This is a genomic window from Jiangella asiatica (genome assembly GCF_004349065.1).
Taxonomy (GTDB): domain Bacteria; phylum Actinomycetota; class Actinomycetes; order Jiangellales; family Jiangellaceae; genus Jiangella; species Jiangella asiatica.
Window position 1 is genome coordinate 15,070 of the sequence record NZ_SMKZ01000003.1, and the last position, 18,788, is coordinate 33,857.

The window sequence follows — 18,788 nt, forward strand, 5'->3', positions numbered from 1 at the left end:
AAGGGGTGACCCATGACTGAGCGACCAGGCCGGCACGACGTCGGCCGCCGCACATTCCTCCAGGTGATCGGCGTAGCAACCGTTGCCGCCGCCGTCGGCCCAGTGCTCCCGGCCGGAGCGGCGCCGAATGCCGCGGCTCGTGGGGCGGCCGTTCCGGTGCTGCGCGACTTCGCGACCCCGCCTCGGGCGGCGGGCGCGCTCTTCCGGTGGTGGTGGCCGGCAGCCGCCGTCGACCACGACGTGCTGATCGATCAGCTCCGCTCGGTGGCCGACGGCGGGTACCGAGGTGTCGAGATCGGCTGCCTCTACGGCATCTCGGACGGCTATCCGATCGACCCGGACCGGTTCGGCTACGGGTCACCCGCGTGGGTCGAGGCAGTAGAACGTGTCCTCGCCGAGGCCGACACGTTGGGCCTGACCGTCGACATCACCATGGGGCCGCACTGGAACGTGTCCGTGCCCGGCCTCGACGTCGACGGCCCGGCGAGCGCCAAGGAGATCGTCTTCGCCCACCAGGAGATCCGCGGCGGGACACCATACCGAGCACCCGTCCCACGCCCCGCCGACCGGACCTACGTGGATCGGACGGCCGAGAACGGCGTCATCATCTCCGTGACCCGCACCGCGGAACTCCACCCGATCGCCGTACAGGCGCTCCGAACGGCCGGCGGCACACCGGCGGCGCCTGTCGTCGACCTGGCGTCGGTGGTCGACCTCACCGACCAGGTGAGCGACGGCACGGTCGACTGGACACCACCGGACGCCGAGACCTGGGTCATCATCGGGTTCTGGTACCGGGGTAGCGCACTCAAACCCGACCTGCCGTTCCAGAACCTCGTCCCGATGTACTCCGACCCCGAGCCGCGCTGCATCGACTACCTGAGCACGGCCGGCACCGAGGCGTTCACCGACTACTTCGAGACGATCCTCCCGAGGCGCACACGTCAGCTGCTGCGACGCTGCGGCGGTAACTTCTTCGACGACTCCGTCGAGGTGGGCTACCGGTCCAAGGTGTGGACACCGGCTCTGCTTGAGGAGTTCCGCGCCCGGCGTGGCTATGCCCTGACTCCGTACCTGGCCCTTCTCGGGTACTCGGCGAGCGAGGCCACCGTGGCGCAGCGCGTCAAACGCGATGTCGACCAGACCATGAACGACCTGTACATCGACCATCACCTGCGTCCGTTCCAGCGCTTCGCGAACTCGATGGGCATGCGGTACCAGGCCCAGCCGTACCAGACGCAGGCAGGTTTCCCCGTCGATGTCGCATACGCGAGCGCGCTCACCGACGTCCCCGAGGGGGAGAACTTCGGATTCACTCCCCGAGGGTCCGAGGACTGGCGCCTGATCGCCTCGGGCGCGGACATGGGCGGCCGCACCATCGTCTCCGACGAGTACCGTCCCGGCGCCGGCCAGGGACGGGTTCCGTACGAGTCCACCGTGCAGGACCTGGTGGGTCAGGCCAACGGGCAGTTCGCGCTGGGCGTCAACCGGCTCCGCATGGTCGGCATCCCGTACCCGCACGTGCCACCGTCGTCGGACGGCACGATCAGCGACAACCACACGCACTGGCCGGGATTCCACCCGATCGGCACGATCCCGGAGGCCATGGGACCACGCAACCCCACCTGGACCATGACCAGTGACGTCAGCGGCTACTTCGCCCGCGTCCAGCACCTGCTGCAGCACGGCGTGCGGCGCACCGACCTGGCCGTCTACACCCAGGTCTTCGGACTCCTCGCCCCGGGCGACATCTTCGACTCCGCCGCGGTGGTGCGGGAGGGCTACACCTACGGCTATGTGTCTCCCGGCACCCTGTCGCTCCCCGCCGCGACCGTTGCCAACCGCCGGCTCGCCCCGCACGGACCGGCCTACCAGGCACTGATCATCGACAACGAAAACAGCATGCCGCTGGAGGCAGCCGAGAAGATCGACGCGCTGGCAGGCCGCGGGCTGCCGGTCATCGTCATCGGCGAACCCCCGGCGACGGCGTCCGGCTACGCAGAGACACCCGACCAAGCCGCGTCGATGGACGCCGCGCTGCGGGCGGTCGTCGCCCACCTGCTCTCGCGCCGCAACGTCCGCAGAGCCGCGTCGAGCGGCGACGTGCCGGACATCCTGACCGCACTGGGCGTCGCTCCGGCAGCCACGTCCACCGACCCGGCAGTCCGGGCCATCCGCAGAACCGACGGCGCCGCGGAATACCACTTCCTGCACAACACCAGCGGCCAGCCCGTCACGACGGTCGTCTCACTCAGCGGCGCCACGAACACGGTGCCCTACCTGCTCGACCCATGGACCGGGCACATCACGAAACTCGCCACCGCCCGCCGCCGTGGCGGACGCACCGAGCTCGAGGTGGAGCTGCGCGGACTGGCCGCAGCCCTGGTCGTGCTCGGACCCCCGACCTGGACCGCCCCCGCGGCGCCCTCCCGCAGCACCACGCCAGGATCGGGCCTGCCGGACCCGCTGCCCCTCCCACGCTGGGACCTCACCGTAGACGACTGGCAGCCCGCCCGCCCCGGCCAGCCGTCGAGCACAATGCACCACGTGCGGTGGACGTTCGACGACATCGCATTGACGCCCTGGAGCGAGATCGCCGACATCGCCGACGCCAGCGGCGTCGGAACCTACACGACCCGATTCACGCTGCCATCCAGCTGGCGAGGCGCATCCGGCGCCTACCTGGACCTGGGCGCCGTCGCCGGCTCCTACCGGATCCGAGTCGACGGCACAGCCGTGGGTGCGGTCGATCAACTCGACACCCGCGTCGACATCGGCTCGCACCTGAGACCCGGACGAACCAGCACCATCGAAGTCGAGATCGCGACCAACCTGATCAACCGCGTGCGAGTGACCCAGGCGCCCTTCGCAGCACGCCCTCGACAGGACTACGGGCTACTGGGTCCCGTCACCATCGTCCCCTACCTGGACGACCCGAACCGAAGCTGACAACCACAGGCGGACCGAAAGGCGGACGGACATGACCGACCCGAACCACGATCGGCCGACCGTGGGCCGACGAGAACTACTGCGTGCCGCCGGTGGTGTCGCCGCCAGCGGCGCGGCAGCCGCGCTCGGGGTGAGCGCACCGGCAAGCGCTGCCGCCGACCATGCTGATCGGCGTCGCCGTCGGCCGGACATCGTCGTGATCATCACCGACGACCAGCGCGCGGACGAGATGGCGGCCATGCCACGAACCCGGCGACTCCTCGGCAGGTCCGGCACGACGTTCGAGAACGCGGTTGTGACCACGCCGCACTGCGCGCCGTCGAGAAGCAGCCTGCACACCGGGCTTCTGGCACACAACCATGGCCGGATGGCCAACAACGACCCCACCAGCGTCGACTTCAGCGAATCTCTCGCCGTGTGGCTGCAGCGGGCCGGCTACTACACCAGCCATACGGGCAAGGTCCTTCTCAACGAAGGCCCGGCGTTTCGGCTGCCGGGCTTCGAGGACTGGTTCGCCCAAGCGTCGCCCAACCACTACAACTATTTCGACTTCAACATCAACGACAACGGCGTCGTCAAGAGATTCGAAGGGCCAGAGAACTACAACACCGACGTGATAGCCGCCCACGCCGTCGACGTCATCCACGCACAACGCGACTCCGATCAGCCGTTGTTCATGAGCATCGCACCCATCACACCCCACGACACGCCAGTCGGGACGCAGAACGAACTGGCCGTGACCGTCGACCCGGAACCGGCGCCGAGGCACGTCGGCGCCTATGCCGACGCACCACTCCCGCTGCCGCCCAGCTTCAACGAGGCCGACAACTCCGACAAGCCCATGTCGGTGCGAAACCGCCCTCGACTCACCGAACAACAGGTCGAGGAGGTCACCGCGAACTACCGTGCGCGCCTGGCCGCGCTGCTCTCGCTCGACGAGGCCGTCGAATCGATCTGCGACGCGCTGCGTGAAACCGGCAGGCTGGACAACACCATCCTCGTGTTCACCTCCGACAACGGCTGGATGCTCGGCGAGCACCGCTACGGCGGGGGCAAAGGCGTCCCATACGAACCATCCATCCGCGTCCCGCTGCTGATGCGCGGGCCGGGTATCCCCGCAGGTCGCGTCCGCCCGCCCGTGACCAACGTGGACCTCACCGCGACCTTCGTCGAAGCGGCTGGAGCAGCAGCCCCGTATGCCCTGGACGGGATGCCACTCCTCCGGCCCGAACGTCTGCGCCGCAAGAACCTGGAGCGCGTCGTACCCCTGGAGATCGACTTCGACGGCAGGGGCGGTCCGTTCGACACTCCTAACCGCTACTACGGCGCAAGGACGGTCGACTGGAAGTACGTCTTCCACACCCATACCGGCGAGGAAGAGCTTTACCACCTGAGGACCGACCCGCACGAACTGTCCAACCTCGCCGAGGTCGCGGAACACGCAGCCGTCAAGGCTCGCCTGAAGGCAGAGGCCAAGGCCCTGTCCGTGGCCCGGGGACGGTCCTGCCAGCGCTGGGTGAAGCTGCCGAGCCCGTAGCGACAGTGAAGAACCGACTTCCGCCTGCGGCCGGCCAATGATCGGCAGCCAGACGCGCGTCGAGCCGCGGGCCCGGCTCGGCGGGTGTCGCAGGAAGATACTGCAGCCACCAAGCGTCCGGCGTTCGACCGTGAGCGGCTGCGCCTGACCAGCTACGCGTGCTGTTTGGCGAATACGTGTCCAAGTCCGCGTGCTCGCTGCAGTCGACATCGCCAGTCAGAGTGTCCTGAACGTCGGCGGTCACCACATGACTGGCCTTGATTAGGTCCGCGACGCGCCCGCGGCGAACTGAGGCGAGCAGCGGGTGCAATTCACGACTGAGGACGTCGACCGTGTCGCTCCTCCACGCCGCTGCGGCCGCGTTGTACTCGAACGGAACCGCCCAGGGCTCGAGCTCCGCGTCGGCCACGATCAACCCGTCGATGTGGGCGAAGCTGAAGAACCCGAGTACTGCATGCATGGAGGTGTTGACCGAGGAGGCCATCAGCCCGCAGCCGCCGAGGTGGCGGATGTAGAGCTCGATATGAGCGCCCTCGATGCCTACCAGGCTCCGAGCAGGTGGAGGCTCGAGCCGCGGTGGCGATGAAGGAAGGTCTGTCATCACCTGCGCCGTCGTCGCTCGTATCAGCTGCACCGTAGCCGTCTCCCATGTAGGAAGTCAGTTTCGCATTCGTGTAGGGTTTGTCCGCCAAGCGTCTGTTCGGAGCGAAGACCCCAGGGAGGGGCGATGTCCACGCCGACGATCGTCGGATGCGAACTGGAGATCCTCAGCGCCCGGTATCGGCCGGACGAGGTGTGGAGTTGGCCAGGAGGGGTCTATCACGGCTGGACGTCGGCGTTCGTGCGCTTGGTGGGATCTGACGGGTCGCACGGATATGGTGAGATCGGCGACGGTCTCAACGTGCCGCTGCTGCTTCGGCCGATGGTGGACCGTGCTGCGGGGCTGGTCCGAGGACTGCCGGCCGAGCCCCGGACGGTGCTCGACCGGCTCACCCGAAGCGCACCGGGGTGGGGCCACGGTGGGCTGTTCCAGAGCGTCATCGGCGGCGTTGAGATGGCGACATTCGATCTCCTGGGCCATGCCCTCGGGGTGCCGGTGCGCACCCTCCTGGGTGGAGCGGTGCGTAGCGATCTTCCGGTCTACGCGAGCGGCGGCCTGTCCGCCGATCCGGATGAGCTTCGGCACGAGGTGCGCAGGCACGTCGCGGACGGCTTCCGTGCGGTGAAGATCCGAATCGGCCACGGCGTGGACCTGGATCGCAAGCGGGTCGAGGCCGTGCGCGAGGAACTCGGCCCCGACGGTGCGCTGATGCTCGACCTGGGGGCGAGCTACCTGGCCGACCCACCGGACGTGCGCGAAGTCGTCGACCTCATGCGATCGATGGAACCGATGCGGCCGTACTGGCTGGAAGACCCGCTGCCCCGCGACGACGTCGCGGGCCACGCCATCCTCCGCTCGGAGCTCGACACCCGGCTGGCCACCGGCGAGAACGAACGGACTCCCGACCACATCAGACGACTCATCGACGCCCAGGCGGTCGACGTCATCCAGACAGACGCGGTCTACGTCGGCGGTATTCTGCGTCAGCTCGAGCTCGCGTCGCTCGCCGAGTCGGCCGGTGTTCGCCTGGCTCCGCACACGTGGTGCAGCGGCCCGGGGCTCATGGCCAACGCGACGGTGGTCGCCTGCGCGCCCGCTGGACTCTACGTCGAGGTCCCGCGGGTTCCCAACCCGTTGCGGGAGCGCACGATGGTCCAGCCCTTCGTCGTCGACGACGGTGTCGTACGCCTAGGCGACGCGCCGGGGCTGGGTGTGCACTTCGATGAAACAGTGCTGAGCTGGTCCTTCGATCCGGAAGCGGGCCCACGGCTACACAACGCCCGGGCGACGGACTGAGCTGGGGAGCCGGTAGACCCGCTGCGCGGTGCCGGCGAAGAACTCCTGCTGTTCCGCGACCGGAAGGTGCGCCGTGGCGGTGCGTGCTGCGGCCACCAGCTGGCCGAATGTCACGACGGGGCGATCCACCGGGAAGTTGCTGGCGAACATCGCGCGTCGTGGTCCCAGGACGTCGAGGACTGTGCGGGTGACGCTCGCGGCGAGCGTGTGGTCCCAAGCAGGCAGGAGGCTGCCCAAGCCCGACACGGCCACCGTGACATTCGGGCATGCGGCCAGTCGCTCCAGCCCGGTCACCCAGCGTCGTCTGTCGCTCAGCGCGCCCGGCCCCCGCAGCCCGGCATGACACAGCACCACGCGAAGATCCCGAAGTCCGGACAGCACTTCGGCCAGCCGGGGCAGCTCTTCGGTGTCGAGCTGGGCCACGAAGACCAGGCCGCGGTCGGCGACGCTTCGCAGTCCGGCAACCCAGCGGTCGTCGCCGAGGGCGTCACGGAGCGGCCCGCCGCTGAGTGGATCGACGTCGAGCATCTGCCGGATGCCGCGGACCTCGGCGTGACGCAGATGCCCGTCCAGGGTGTCCTGGAGCAAGGGGGAGCGCAGGTCTGCGTAGCCGACGATGACGGTGGGAATCGCGGTGGCGCGACGCTGCTCGGCCAGCCACCTCGTCTCGGCCACGGGATCGTCGGGATCGTGTGCGGCTTCGACGTGGACGGTCGCCACGACGTCGTATCCCCGCACGTCGTGGCGGTAGTGGGCAGGCAGGTAGCTGCCCGCGCCGTCGCGAGCCGGGCCCGGCCTGGTGGGGCCGTGCCGGAGCGGGTAGTAGCCGCGCGCCAGGTCCCACAGGTGGTGGTGGGCGTCAACAATCGGCACGGTCGTCCGGCTCCGCGGCCGCGCCCGGGCCGGGCACGTCGACCGGCCGGCCGGTCCGCGCGGCCTCGGCGGCGGCCCAGGCGACGGCCGTCGTCCATGCGCCCAGCGTTCCGTCGGCCACCACCTCGGCGCGGCCCAGCGCCGCGTCGACGAGGCAGCGGACCGGCGCCCCGACCGGGTTGCGCTCCTTCTCCGGCCACGTCGCGTCGGCATCGCCGTCGCGGGCGGACACCACTTGCAGCCGGCCGGCCACGGTGTCGAGCAGCGCGTGCCCGTCCAGCCCCACGACGCGGTATTCCTCGATGCGCCGGTCGTGCGCGCCGACGGCGCCGGAACTGGCGGCCGTGCCGACCGCTCCGGAGGTGAACGTCATGGTCAGGGCGTTGGAGAGGTCGACGGCGAGCCCGGCGGCGTCCATGGCCGCGTGGACCTGGCGGGGGACCAGGCCGGTCACCCACAGCAGCAGCGAGACGGCGTGGACCGACTGCGCCCACAGCTGCCCGCCGCCGCGCGCCGGCGCCGCATAGGTGTCGGGCAGCGACGAGACGGCGGCCGACTCCTCGACTTGCTGCCAGCCGACCTGGCCTCGGTAGAGCCGGTGCACCGCGGTGGCGAAGGTCGCGTGCAGCAGGGTGACGTCACCCACTGCGCCGTCACGGACGAGGTCGCGCAGCCGTCGCGCCGGGCCGCCGTGCACGTAGGTGAAACCGGTGTGCAGGCGCGCGCCGGTCTCGGCCGCGATCCGCACCAGGCGCCACGCCTGACCGGGATCGAGGGTCATGGGCTTCTCGACCAGGACGTCGACGCCAGCGGCCAAGCAGGGCTCCGCGGCGGCCGCGTGCTCGTCGTGTGGCGTGGCGACGACCACGGCGTCGACACCGGCCGCCAGGACGCCGTCGACATCGGGGACGACGACGGCACCGCACTGCGCGGCGGCGGCGGCACGGTCGCCGTCCGGGTCGCACACCGCGGCCACCTCGGCGTCGGGGTGCCCGGCGAGCTCCGGCAGATGCGTTTGCCGCGCCCACCAGCCGGCGCCGACCAGTCCGACCCGCAGCCGCGTCATCGCCGTGCGCCCTCCGCGCGGGTGGCTGCGCATCGCCGCCGGAGCATCTGCAGGTCCAGCGCCGCCGCCAGGTCGTCATGCTGCGCGGGCACGTCCTCCACGCCTGCGCCGTACGGCATCCGGATCCGGGCCGAGGTGAGGATGCCGTCGCCGACCAGCACGTGCTTCTGCTGCACCAGGAAGGCGTCCATCGACGTGCTGGCGGCGACGATGAACGGGAGCAGCCCCGCGTGGACCCGGCGCGCCTCGTCCACTCTGCCCTGGGCAACGAGCACCGCGATGGCCGCGAAGACGTCGACGAACGCCGGGCCCGGCATCGTCGCCGTGGCGCCGGCGACCAGTTCGTCGACGACGTGCGTGCCGCCGAGCCCGCCGAGCACGAGGGCGTCCGGGCCGGTCTCCCGGCGCAACCGCGCGATCTTGCCCACCGGGTCCGGCGGCTCGACCTTCACCCCGGCCAGCCCGGACGTGCCGGCGAGGAGCTCGGCCAGCGCGGGAACGGGCAGGTCGACGCCCGTGTGCTGCGGCGCGTCCTGCAACAGGACGGGAACGCCGGCGTCGGCGATCGCGGTGATGGCGGAGCCGAGCTCGTCCAGCGGCACGCGTCCCCATCCGGTCGGCCGGACCAGGACCAGCTCCGCGCCGCTCGCGGCGGCGCGCTCCGCGGCCGCGACCGCCGCGGGCACGCTGGTGAGCTCCACGTTGCCGATGACGCGCAGCGAGCCGGAGACCACCCGGGTGACCGCCGAGATCTCGTCGGGCGTCAGCCGATCCGCCTCGCTGCCGTAGCCGACCGCGGCCCAGCCGCAGCCCTGCCCGCTCAGCAGGTCGGTCTGGCGTTCCAGCGCCGCCGCGTCGACGGCGCCGGCATCGGTGTACGGGGTGACGACGACGGGCACGACCGCCCCGAGGTCGGCCGCCGTGACGCTCCGCCGGCCGCTCACGCCGCCCCGATGGTGAGGCCGTTGGGATAGACCAGGACCTTGCTCGCCGCCGCGGTGCCGCGGGCGAGCGCTTCGAAGGCGTCCGGCGCGCCGGCCAGGTCGACACGGCCTTCGATGAGCCGGTCGAGCGGTTGCGGCGCGGTGGCGATCCACTCCGCGGTCTCGCGGAACTCCGCCGAGGTGTAGCAAAAGCTGCCGATCAGGGTGCGCTCCTCGGTCGAGATCCTGTAGGCGGACAAGGGGATGTGCGGCTGGGCCATGCCGACGAGCACCACCCGGGCGCCGACGTCGGCGATCTCGAGCGCCGCGGTGATCGTGGGTTCGGAACCGACGGCGTCGATGACCAAGGTGGGGCGGCGGCCCAGCCGGCTCACCGCCTGCCGCTTCAGCTCGCCCGCGCTCGGGTCGATGGTGACGGTGCCGAGCTCGTCGAGCAGTTGCCGGCGTGCGTCGTTCGTCTCGCTCACCGCGACGGCCGAGGCTCCGAGCCGCCAGGCCGCGAGCACGCACGCCTGGCCGATCGGCCCGCCGCCGACGACCAGGACCGCGTCGTCGGGTCCGCAGCTGCCTCGTCGAGCCGCGTGGTAGCCGACGGCCAGTGGTTCCACCAGCGCGCCCAGCTCCCACGCGGCGCCTTCCGGAAGCGGGACGAGGTTGCGCGTGGGTGCGATCATGCGCTCGGCGAAGGCCGCCGGGATGTCCGGGGCGACCCCGATGACCGTTCGCTGCGGGCAGGCCTGCTCCGCGTCGCGCGTGCAGGCGGCGCACGCGCCACAGCCGACGACGGGGTTGAGGGTGACCACGGTACCCGCGGGCAGGCTGCTGTAGGCGGCGGCATCGCCGTGCTCGAGCACTCGGCCCACTGTCTCGTGGCCCATCACCTGGCCGGGCCGGCGGCGTCCGTTCTCGCCGGTGTATCCGTGGATGTCGGACCCGCAGATCCCGGTGGCCAGCACTTCGACCAGTGTCTCCGCGGGGCCGGGCGCGACGTCACCGAACTCGGCCACGACCATCCGCCACCATTGTTCGAGTACGAGAACCTGCACGACGCTCCTAACTCTTCATGTACACCGGTGCGGACGGTCATGCCGTGCCGTTCTCGAGCCACCGCAGCTCGTCGTCCGAGAGCGATAGGGTCACCGCCGCCGCGTTGGCCCGGAACTCTGCGATGTCGAGGCTGCCGACGAGGGCGGCGACCGGCAGCGGCTGCGCGAGCACCCAGGCGAGCGCGACCTGGGCGGCGCTCACCCCGTGTCGTGCACCGAGCTCGCGGGCGCGGTCGAGGCGGGCGAAGTTCCGCTCATGGCCATAGGCGCGAGCACAGACCTGGTCGAAGTACTCGGTGAGCTCGTGCCGGTTGCGCCGGCTGATCCGGCCGGAGAAGAACCCACCGGCGAGGCTGGACCAGCTGAGCACCGGCAGACCGGTCCGCCGGTACCACGCGCGGTCGGCTGCGTGCTCCGGCCCGGCGATGCTGAGGTTGCCGGGCCACGGACGCTCCTGCCAGGTGGCGAGGCTGAGATGTACGCTGCTCGCCACGAGCGGCGGCAGGCCGACGGCCTTGGCGTAGGCCAGGGCCGCCGCGATGCGGTCGTGGTGCCAGTTGGAGACTCCGTATGCGGCGATGAGGCCGTCTGCCTGGTGGCCGGCGAGCGCGTCGACGATGGGGTCCACCGGGATGGCGGGATCGTCGACGTGGAGCAGGTAGAGGTCGATGTGGTCGATGCCCATCCGCTCGAGTGACTCGTGCAGATCCGACGCGATGTGCTCGGGAGTGACTCGGGGACCGTCCGGCCCGGGCTCGCCGCCCTTGCCGATGATCACGACCTCGTCGCGGACGCCCCGCCGGCGCACCCACCGGCCGAAGACTCGTTCGTTGAGCCCGGCGCCGTAGACGTGAGCGGTGTCGAACGTCGTGCAGCCGAGGTCCAGGACGCCGTCGAGCAGCGCGTGCGCGGCCGGCTCGGCGAGGGTGTCGATCGCCATGGTGCCCTGGACCAGGCGGGAGACCGAGAGCCTCGTGCCCGGCAGCTGGATCCGCTCGAGCTTCATTCTGCCCGGCCTCCTGCCGGTACCGGTGCGGCCTCGTCGAGGAAACCGGCCGAGCGCAGCTCCAGCCAGGCATCGTCGGGGACGTCGGTGGTGAAGGCGGCGACGGCGTCGGCGACCTCGGCCGTGCTCGCGGCGCCGACCAGGACGCTGCGGACGGCCGGGTGCGCGGCGGCGAACTGCAACGCCAGGGCTCGCAGCGTGACGCCGTGCCGCTCGGCGAGGGCGGCGGCCGCCCGCGCTCGCTCGACGATCCACGCCGAAGCCGGCCGGTTGTCGTAGGTGACCGCCGATTTCCGCGGGTCCGCCAGCACGCCGCTGTTGAAGACACCGCCGAGGACGACGGCGACCCCGCGCTGCTCGCAGGCGGGCAAAACGTCGTGCAGGCCACCCTGGTCCAGTAGCGTGTAGCGGCCGGCCAGCAGGACGGCGTCCAGGTCGAACCGGTCGACCAGGCGAGCCGGCATGGCGCCGCCGTTCATGCCCACGCCGATGGCGCGTACCAGGCCCGCCGCCCGCATCCGGACCAGTTCCGGTAGCGCCTGCTCTGTCGCCTCGACCTCGTGATCGTCGGGATCGTGCAGGTAGAGCAGTTCGATGTGGTCGCGATCGAGGCGGCGAAGGCTCTCCTCCAGGCTGCGCCGCATGCCGGTCGCCGTCATGTCCCAGACCAGCCGTGGCGCGCCCGCCCAGCCTGCGTCGCCGGACTTCGGCGCCTGGCCGGACGGGGCGACGAGACGGCCGGCCTTGGTGGACACGACCACGCCGTCGCGGCCGGCGACCGCGGCGCCGACGCTCGTCTCGGACCGGCCCGCACCGTACATCGGTGCCGTGTCGACGTACGTCATGCCGGCGTCGACGGCGGCGGCGACGACGCCCTGCGCGGTGGTCGACGACAGCGAACCGAGCGGCGCGGCACCGAGTGCCAGCCGGCTCAGGCTCAGGCCCGACGGTTCGAGGACCGATCGGCCGATCACTTGACCGAGCCCATCAGCATTCCTGACACGAACTGCTTCTGGAACACGAAGAACACCAGGGCGGTGGGCAGCGCCGCGAGGATGGCGCCCGCCGTCGCGACGTTCCATGAGGTCAGGTACTGGCTGCTGAACGACAACATGGTCGCGGAGATGGGAAAGAGTTCACCGGACCGGATGACCGCGAGCGACCAGATGAGGTCGTTGAACGCCCACGTCGACGCCAGAGCCGCCAGGCCGGCCAGCGCGGGCCGGACCAGCGGCAGCATGATGCGCCAGTAGATCGTGAACGCACCGGCGCCGTCGATGCGGGCCGCCTCGGTGACCTCCTCCGGGACGGTGCGCATGAAACCGTGCAGCACGAACGTGAAGAAGCCGACGCCGAACGCCGTGTGCACCACGATGAGGGCCAGCAGCGAGTCGTACAGGCCGACGCTCTGCATCATCCGTGAGACCGGTACCAGCAAGACTTGGGGTGGCAGCAGATTGCCGGCGAGCATCACCGCCAGGATCAGCCGGCGCAGCGGCACGTGGTAGCGGCTCAGCGCGAACGCGGCCATGCTCCCGAGCAGCAGTTCGAGGACGACCGTGGGCGCGGTGACGACGACGCTGTTGAGCAGAGCCCGGCCGACGCCGGCGTTCCAGGCCTCGGTGAAGCTCGCGAGGCTGAACGACGTGGGCAGTGCGCCCAGGCCACGGCTCACGATGTCGTCCAGCGACCGCACGGAGATGAGCAGCGCGAACAGCACCGGCGCAGCCCACAGCAGCGTGATGGGCGCCATCAGGGCGTGGAACCGCACGGCCCGCAGCCGCTCGACCCGCCGCCTGTGTCTACGGTGCACGGTGTGGTCACGCAGAGCCGGGGAGGACGTCGTCATTTCTGCTCCGCGAAGGACCGACGCAAGAAGAACACGATGAAGCCCAGAGTGAGCACGAAGATCACCACTGCGATGGCCGAGGAGTAGCCGAGTGCCTGGTTGGTGAACGCCTGGCGGAACATGTAGGTGCTGAGCAACTCCGAGGAGTTGTATGGTCCGCCGCCGGTCATCGACCACACCACGTCGAACGTGCGCAGCGCGTCGATCACCGTGATGGCTGCGACCACGGTGTTCACCCCGCGCAGCTGCGGCATGGTGACGTGCCAGAAGCGTTGCCACGCCGAGCAGCCATCGACCCGGGCGGCGTCAGCCAGGGCCGGGTCGGTCGCCTTCAGTCCGGCGAGGTAGAGCACCATGACGTAGCCGACTTGGCGCCATACCGCGGCGACCAGCACGGCGAGGAGCACGATGTCCGGATCGGCCAGCCACTGGCGCTGCCATGACTCGAGCCCGATCGCGGCGAGGATCGCGTTGACCGGTCCCTCCGGCTGGTACATGACCCGCCAGAACAACCCGGTGACGAGCAGTGAGAAGACCATCGGCAGGTAGATGAGCGCACGATAGACGCCCACGCCGCGGCGCGGCCGGTCGAGCGCGACCGCCATGGCCAGGCCGAGGATCACCGAGCCGACCGCGAAGCCGGCGAGCCAGACGGCGTTGTTGCGAAGCGCGGTGTGGAAGACGTCGTCGCGGGCCATCGACGTGAAGTTCTCGAGGCCGATGAACCGCGGTGCGTCGAGCCCGTCCCACGACGTCAGCGAGAAGTAGAAGGTCGACAGCGCCGGCCAGAAGATCCAGATCGCCTCCACGCCGCCGGCCAGCAGCAGGAAGACCCAGACCGTGCCCGGGACTCGGCCGCGCCGCCGCCGCGGACGGGCGGCCGGGCCCGGCGCGCGACGGTCCGCCGCCGCAGGGGCCGGCTCCGCCACCGCGGACGACGAGCGGGAGGTCATGCGCTCTGGTCCTGCCAGATCGGCTCGGCCGCCGCCTGCCACTCGGCGAGGATGGCGTCGACGTTGCCCGGTTCGGCCAGGAACCGGCTGCACGCGGTGTAAGCGGTCTGCTGGAGCTCCTCGGAGCTGTCCCGGTTGAAGAACTGCGTCAGGTCGTCCGCCACGCCGAGCAGGTCGAGGCCCTTCTGGACCAGCTCGCTGGTCCACGACGTGTCGGCCGTGGGGGAGGTCGGCACGCTCGAGGATTGGGAGTCGCGGCAGTAGATGACCTGCGCCTCGTCACTGGCGAGGAACCCCAGCAGGTCGCGGGTCGCGTCGGGGTCGCGCACCCGGGCGGGGGCGAGGTAGCCGTTGGTCGGCGCCTCCTCGGCCACCGGAACGCCCGGGTCGAGAATGGGGAACTGGAAGAAGTCGAGATCGTCGACGTCGTCGGGCAGCACGTCGGTGATGAGGGCGCCCATGAGGTACATCGCGGCATCCCCCTGCGCGAACGGGGTGATCGCCTCCTGGTAGGCGTAGGAACGGCTCGACGGGTGGAAGTACGGCAGCACCTTCGCGAACTCCGTGAAGACCGCCTTGACCTCGGGCCCGTCGAACCGGTGCTCGCCGCGCAGCAGGGCCCGGTGGAACTCCGCGCCGTTGATGCGCAGGTTCAGGTAGTCGAACCACGCCACCAGGGGCCAGGGGTCGCGGCCGGCCCCGGTGATGAGCGGTGCCATGCCCTGCGCCTGGATCTCCTCGCACAGCGTCAGGTAGTCCGTCCAGGTCGTCGGCACCGTGGCGCCGAGCTGGTCGAAGACCGACCTGCGATAGAAGACGCCCCACCAGTAGTAGTTGGTCGGTACGAAGATCTGCCGGTCCTTGCTGTCCGTCGAGAGCTCTCGCAGTGAATCCGGGTACTCGGACAGCTCGTCGGCCCACAGCTGGGAGACGTCGAGCAGCTTGTCCCGGTCGCCGTACCGCTGGGTGATGGCGCCCGCGAAGTACACCATGACGTCCGGCGGGTTGTCGGAGTCCAGATAGGTGGGCAGCTGAGCGTTGAAGGTGTCGGCCGCGACCGTGTTGAGGCTCGCCTCGCCGCCCCGCTCGTTGTACAGGTCGACGAGCTTCTGCATGGCGCCACTGGAGTTGGGGTCCACAAGGGACGACTGCAGAGTCAACGTACTCGACCCGCTGCTCTCCGATCCCGAGCCCCCGGTGACGCAGCCCGCTGTCCCGAGGCCGGCCGCGGCCAGACCCGCGGCGCCAAGCCCCTGCATGAACGTCCTGCGCGTGACTCCTGCTGTCCTGGTGACAGTCACGATCGCTCCTCACCGTTGACGAGTTCGCATGCATGTTACTCAGTTCGCGTGTGAGAAATATAGGGAGTACGGTCGTGCTGGTCAAACGCCGCTGCACGAGCGGCGCTCTCGCATATGTGAAGCCCGCATCCCGAGTATGATCTATTCACCCAGATCCCGATCGAGAGGCCCGACGTTGCAGCCTGTCGTCAAGTCGGCCGAACGCACGATGCTGCTGTTCGAGTACCTCGCCGAACACGGCCCAGCCACGTATGCCACCATCACGCGGGCGCTTGGTCTGCCCAACTCGTCCGGGTACCAGCTCGTGCAAACGGCCGTGAGCCGAAGCTTCATCGAGTTCGATCCGGCCACCCGCACTTACGCCATCGGCTCGAGGTTGTGGGAGGTGGCCCAGGCCTACAGCGCAGACGCCCGGCTCGTTGCCGCCGCCCAGCCCGTGATGGACCGGCTCCGCAACTCCACGAAAGAGACCGTTCAGCTGGCCCGGTTGAGCGGCCTCGACAACGTCTACCTCGCGATAGCCGAATCCCCCCACCCGATGAAGCTGATCTCCGCCGTCGGCACTCGCCTCGCTTCCCACGGTACCGGCCTCGGCAAGGTGCTGCTCGCCGGTCTGGATGACGCGGAGCTGCGCGAACGGCTCCACGACGTGACGCTCGCCCGGTTCACCGATCGCACCATCACCGATACCGAGCAGTTGCTGAAGGTCATCGACGAGGTGCGCGTCCAGGGCTACGGCGAGGATCGGGAAGAGTACGTGGTCGGTTGCCGGTGTATCGCCATCCCGATCAAGAATGGCTCCGGAGCGACCGTCGCCGCCATGTCCGTCTCCATACCGACACCGAGGTTCAACGCCGATCTCGCGGCGAAGGTCCTCCGCGAACTGCGGGAAGCTGTCGACGAGGTTGGCAAGGCGATTGGGGGATAGTGATCACTTCGCACTCGCCGAACGTGGGCGGACCGCTCGGTCGTCGTACGCGTCGGCGGGCGTCGCTGCTGTCCTCGATCCCGGCTCGGGCGATGGCCAGCTCTTGATGAAGGCGCACCGCGCGCGATGTGGGCGTCGCCGAGCCCGAGGACCGGGGAGCCGGGGCGCTGGACAGGCAAGGACGACGGATGAGCAGTTCGACACCTGAGCAGGCGCGAACGCCGAGGCGAACCATCGCGTTCGTGAAGCGGCCGGTCGACCACTCGCACGCCAAGGCCCCCTACCTGCTCGACCCCGAGGCCGCGCCGGTGGAGGCGGCCCGCGGAGGCGGGCCCGGCGATCGTGGGTGACGCCGAGCACGGCGGGGTGATCGACCCCGACGTGTTGTGGTCGTTCACGATTTGCGGGGGGTGTGTGGACCAGTGCCCGGTCGACATCGAGCACGTCGACCACATCCTGGGCCTGCGCCGCGGTTTGCTGGAATGCGGACCCTACCGGTGTAGCCGCCACTGTTGGCGGCTACACCGGTGTCCATTCCACTGATCTTGTTCGTGGCCTTTCTCGTCTAAGGTGAGCACTGGACCGAGGCCGTCGGCCGCTCTCGGCTCGTTGCCGTGGCGTGACTCGCTCTGGGGGTGGTCCCCACCAAGGGCGGGGTTGCCGCACGACCAGCAGCCTCGCGGGGGTGGGTCAGGCGCCCGGAGCGATCGCACAGGCGGAGACACAGACCCAGGTGCCCTCACGCTTTTGGTACACGTCCGTGTACAGAGCTTCTTGCTCCTCGCCGTCCGCAATCATGGTGTATGTGGCGCGGCCGTGGATCAGAGCAACGTCGCCGAGGATGCGGATCTTGAAGTCGCGCAGAGCGAGGTCCTTGAAGGGTCGTGGCTTGGCGATGTATTCGAGGTACTCCTCGCGGTTGCGGGTGACACCCGGAGTCTGGACGATGAAATCCTCAGCGAGCAGCTCGCTGAAGCGCTTGGCGTCGCTGGCTTGGTCCGCCTGGTTGTAGTCGAGGTTGAGCTGTTCGAGGATCGCCAGGTCTTCGGCCGACTGCTTGGTGTCGCTCATCTTCTTGCTCCTTCGTTGGATGGTTCACGGTCGCCGTAGGTGTGCACCGAAAGGCGTCGTCGTGCACGTGGTTAGCGTCGGTCCGTCCGCGCCGTCTTACCAAGAACGTCGCTACGGTGAACATGTCGCGCGCCGCATGCCGTGACAGGCATCCGCGTCTCGACACGGGCCGGCTACGCCAGGTCGCGCTCGAACGCGGTGAGCTCCTCGTCCAGGTCGCTTTCTGCGGGTTCGTGCTTGGGGTAGGCGCCGGCGCCGGGGTGGACGTTGTCGATGAGGTCGGCGTACTCGGGGTGGCGGGCGATGAATTCACCGACGACTGGGCAGATGATGGTGATCTTCTTCCCGCTCTCGCGGACCTCGTTCAGCACGCGAGCGACGAGCTCCGTGGCCACCCGATTGTTGCGGTAGACGGGGTCGACCCAGGTCGACAGCAGCACAACCCGGCCGCCCACGAACCGGTATGGGAGCTCGGCGATCGCTTCGGCACCGAGCGTGGCGATCCAGCGGCCGTGCTCCGCGTCGTTGAGGACATCGAGCTCCCAGGTGGACTCCACGTCGCTGAGACTTTTCTCGTCCAGCGCAGCGATGAGCGCAGCGTTGTTCTCTTCACGCGCGGCCGCCTCGGCCTCGAGATTGATCGTCATCGTCACACTTTCTGTGGGAGCCAAGATGCCAGTCAGGACAAACCGGTTCGATCCATACATGGCAGCTTCACCAATGTGGCCACCGAGGCCCAGTCGGTCACGCCGTTACGGTGTGGTGACGGCCGTCTCCTCGATCGTGGCGACACCGACCACGGTGATTTCTGCAGGGTGCTGTCCACGTCGCTCCGTAGGTGAGCGTTCGTCATCATGCTTCGACCCGTGGGGATCACGTGAGCCACGCACTTGTCGTCAACAGTCACTCGCCGGGCGAGGGCTTCGCTGTGTCGTCGCCCCGTTCGTCGCCCTGCGCGGCCATTTCCTTGCGGACCTCGTCCATGTCGAGGTCTTTGACAGCTTCCACGACCTCCGCGAGAGCCGCGGCGGGCAGGGCTCCAGCCTGGTTGAAAACGAGGACACCCCCACGGAACGCCATCAGAGTCGGAATCGCCGTGATCCCCACGGCGGCCGGGATGCGCCGCTGGGCCTCGGTGTCGAGCTTGGCATGAACGATCTCGGGGTTGTCCTTCGAGGACCGTTCGAAGATCGGGGCGAACTGGAGGCAGGGGCCACACCAAGAGGCCCAGAAATCGACCAGGACGATGTCGTTGTCGTTGATGGTGCTCTCGAAGTTATCGTCGGTCAGTTCGATCGTGGTCATGACATTCCTTTCGTCCGTGTGGCTGGGAGCGGGCGGCCCTCGCCCGATGAGAGCGCCGTTGGA

At 69.5% G+C, this 18,788-nt stretch carries 17 protein-coding genes; 5 read left to right on the forward strand and 12 right to left on the reverse strand.

What is annotated here, in order from left to right; genetic code table 11:
- The first annotated feature begins 12 nt into the window (after positions 1-12).
- The 3 genes from E1269_RS03215 (at position 13) to E1269_RS03225 (ending at position 6,383) form a co-directional block, all read left to right on the forward strand.
- On the forward strand, positions 13-2,949 hold the full coding sequence (locus tag E1269_RS03215; RefSeq protein ID WP_131891135.1) for a glycosyl hydrolase: 2,937 nt from the start codon (positions 13-15) through the stop codon (positions 2,947-2,949).
- A gap of 196 nt (positions 2,950-3,145) precedes the next feature.
- Positions 3,146-4,486 carry a sulfatase family protein gene (locus E1269_RS03220; protein ID WP_162606208.1) on the forward strand — a complete coding sequence of 447 codons (1,341 nt, stop codon included), beginning with the start codon at positions 3,146-3,148 and terminating at the stop codon, positions 4,484-4,486.
- Positions 4,487-5,213: 727 nt separating this feature from the next.
- Positions 5,214-6,383, forward strand: coding sequence for a mandelate racemase/muconate lactonizing enzyme family protein (locus E1269_RS03225; RefSeq protein WP_131891141.1), 1,170 nt, complete (start codon positions 5,214-5,216; stop codon positions 6,381-6,383).
- Here E1269_RS03225 and E1269_RS03230 read toward each other — a convergent pair.
- From E1269_RS03230 to E1269_RS03270, 9 genes are read right to left on the reverse strand one after another with little or no spacing between them, the layout of a single operon-like run.
- Positions 6,357-7,256, reverse strand: coding sequence for an amidohydrolase family protein (locus tag E1269_RS03230; protein ID WP_131891143.1), 900 nt, complete (start codon positions 7,254-7,256; stop codon positions 6,357-6,359). The genes E1269_RS03225 and E1269_RS03230 overlap by 27 nt on opposite strands.
- A complete protein-coding gene (locus tag E1269_RS03235; protein ID WP_162606209.1) occupies positions 7,243-8,322 on the reverse strand; it encodes a Gfo/Idh/MocA family protein in 1,080 nt (359 codons plus the stop codon). Before E1269_RS03235 ends, E1269_RS03230 begins: the two co-directional genes overlap by 14 nt.
- Positions 8,319-9,266: a dihydrodipicolinate synthase family protein gene (locus E1269_RS03240; RefSeq protein ID WP_131891149.1), complete on the reverse strand. Its 948-nt coding sequence runs from the start codon at positions 9,264-9,266 to the stop codon at positions 8,319-8,321. The genes E1269_RS03235 and E1269_RS03240 overlap by 4 nt, the downstream gene beginning before the upstream one ends.
- A complete protein-coding gene (locus tag E1269_RS03245; RefSeq protein WP_203432835.1) occupies positions 9,263-10,312 on the reverse strand; it encodes a zinc-dependent alcohol dehydrogenase in 1,050 nt (349 codons plus the stop codon). The genes E1269_RS03240 and E1269_RS03245 overlap by 4 nt, the downstream gene beginning before the upstream one ends.
- Before the next feature lie 37 nt (positions 10,313-10,349).
- Complete coding sequence (locus E1269_RS03250; protein WP_131891152.1) at positions 10,350-11,318, reverse strand: aldo/keto reductase; 969 nt, start codon at positions 11,316-11,318, stop codon at positions 10,350-10,352.
- Positions 11,315-12,292, reverse strand: a complete 978-nt coding sequence (locus E1269_RS03255) for an aldo/keto reductase (RefSeq protein ID WP_203432837.1) — start codon at positions 12,290-12,292, stop codon at positions 11,315-11,317. The genes E1269_RS03250 and E1269_RS03255 overlap by 4 nt, the downstream gene beginning before the upstream one ends.
- Entirely contained in the window at positions 12,289-13,167 is an 879-nt protein-coding gene (locus E1269_RS03260; RefSeq protein ID WP_203432839.1) for a carbohydrate ABC transporter permease, read from the reverse strand. Before E1269_RS03260 ends, E1269_RS03255 begins: the two co-directional genes overlap by 4 nt.
- Positions 13,164-14,120: a carbohydrate ABC transporter permease gene (locus tag E1269_RS03265; RefSeq protein WP_131891157.1), complete on the reverse strand. Its 957-nt coding sequence runs from the start codon at positions 14,118-14,120 to the stop codon at positions 13,164-13,166. Before E1269_RS03265 ends, E1269_RS03260 begins: the two co-directional genes overlap by 4 nt.
- A complete protein-coding gene (locus E1269_RS03270) occupies positions 14,117-15,379 on the reverse strand; it encodes an ABC transporter substrate-binding protein (protein ID WP_131891704.1) in 1,263 nt (420 codons plus the stop codon). Before E1269_RS03270 ends, E1269_RS03265 begins: the two co-directional genes overlap by 4 nt.
- A gap of 178 nt (positions 15,380-15,557) precedes the next feature.
- Between E1269_RS03270 and E1269_RS03275 the strand changes: the two genes are divergently transcribed.
- Together E1269_RS03275 and E1269_RS32085 are read left to right on the forward strand one after the other, a co-directional pair.
- Positions 15,558-16,349, forward strand: a complete 792-nt coding sequence (locus tag E1269_RS03275) for an IclR family transcriptional regulator (protein WP_275263809.1) — start codon at positions 15,558-15,560, stop codon at positions 16,347-16,349.
- Positions 16,350-16,537: 188 nt separating this feature from the next.
- Positions 16,538-16,699, forward strand: a complete 162-nt coding sequence (locus E1269_RS32085) for a hypothetical protein (RefSeq protein WP_162606211.1) — start codon at positions 16,538-16,540, stop codon at positions 16,697-16,699.
- Between the two features lie 340 nt (positions 16,700-17,039).
- On the opposite strand, the gene E1269_RS03280 is transcribed toward E1269_RS32085, so the two are convergent.
- From E1269_RS03280 to trxA, 3 genes are all read right to left on the reverse strand, one after another.
- Positions 17,040-17,420 (reverse strand): nuclear transport factor 2 family protein, encoded by a 381-nt coding sequence (locus E1269_RS03280; RefSeq protein WP_131891163.1) that lies wholly within the window; start codon positions 17,418-17,420, stop codon positions 17,040-17,042.
- 173 nt (positions 17,421-17,593) lie between these two features.
- Complete coding sequence (locus tag E1269_RS03285; RefSeq protein ID WP_131891166.1) at positions 17,594-18,067, reverse strand: GNAT family N-acetyltransferase; 474 nt, start codon at positions 18,065-18,067, stop codon at positions 17,594-17,596.
- 256 nt (positions 18,068-18,323) lie between these two features.
- Positions 18,324-18,725, reverse strand: a complete 402-nt coding sequence (gene trxA / locus E1269_RS03290) for a thioredoxin (protein ID WP_131891169.1) — start codon at positions 18,723-18,725, stop codon at positions 18,324-18,326.
- Positions 18,726-18,788 lie beyond the last annotated feature (63 nt).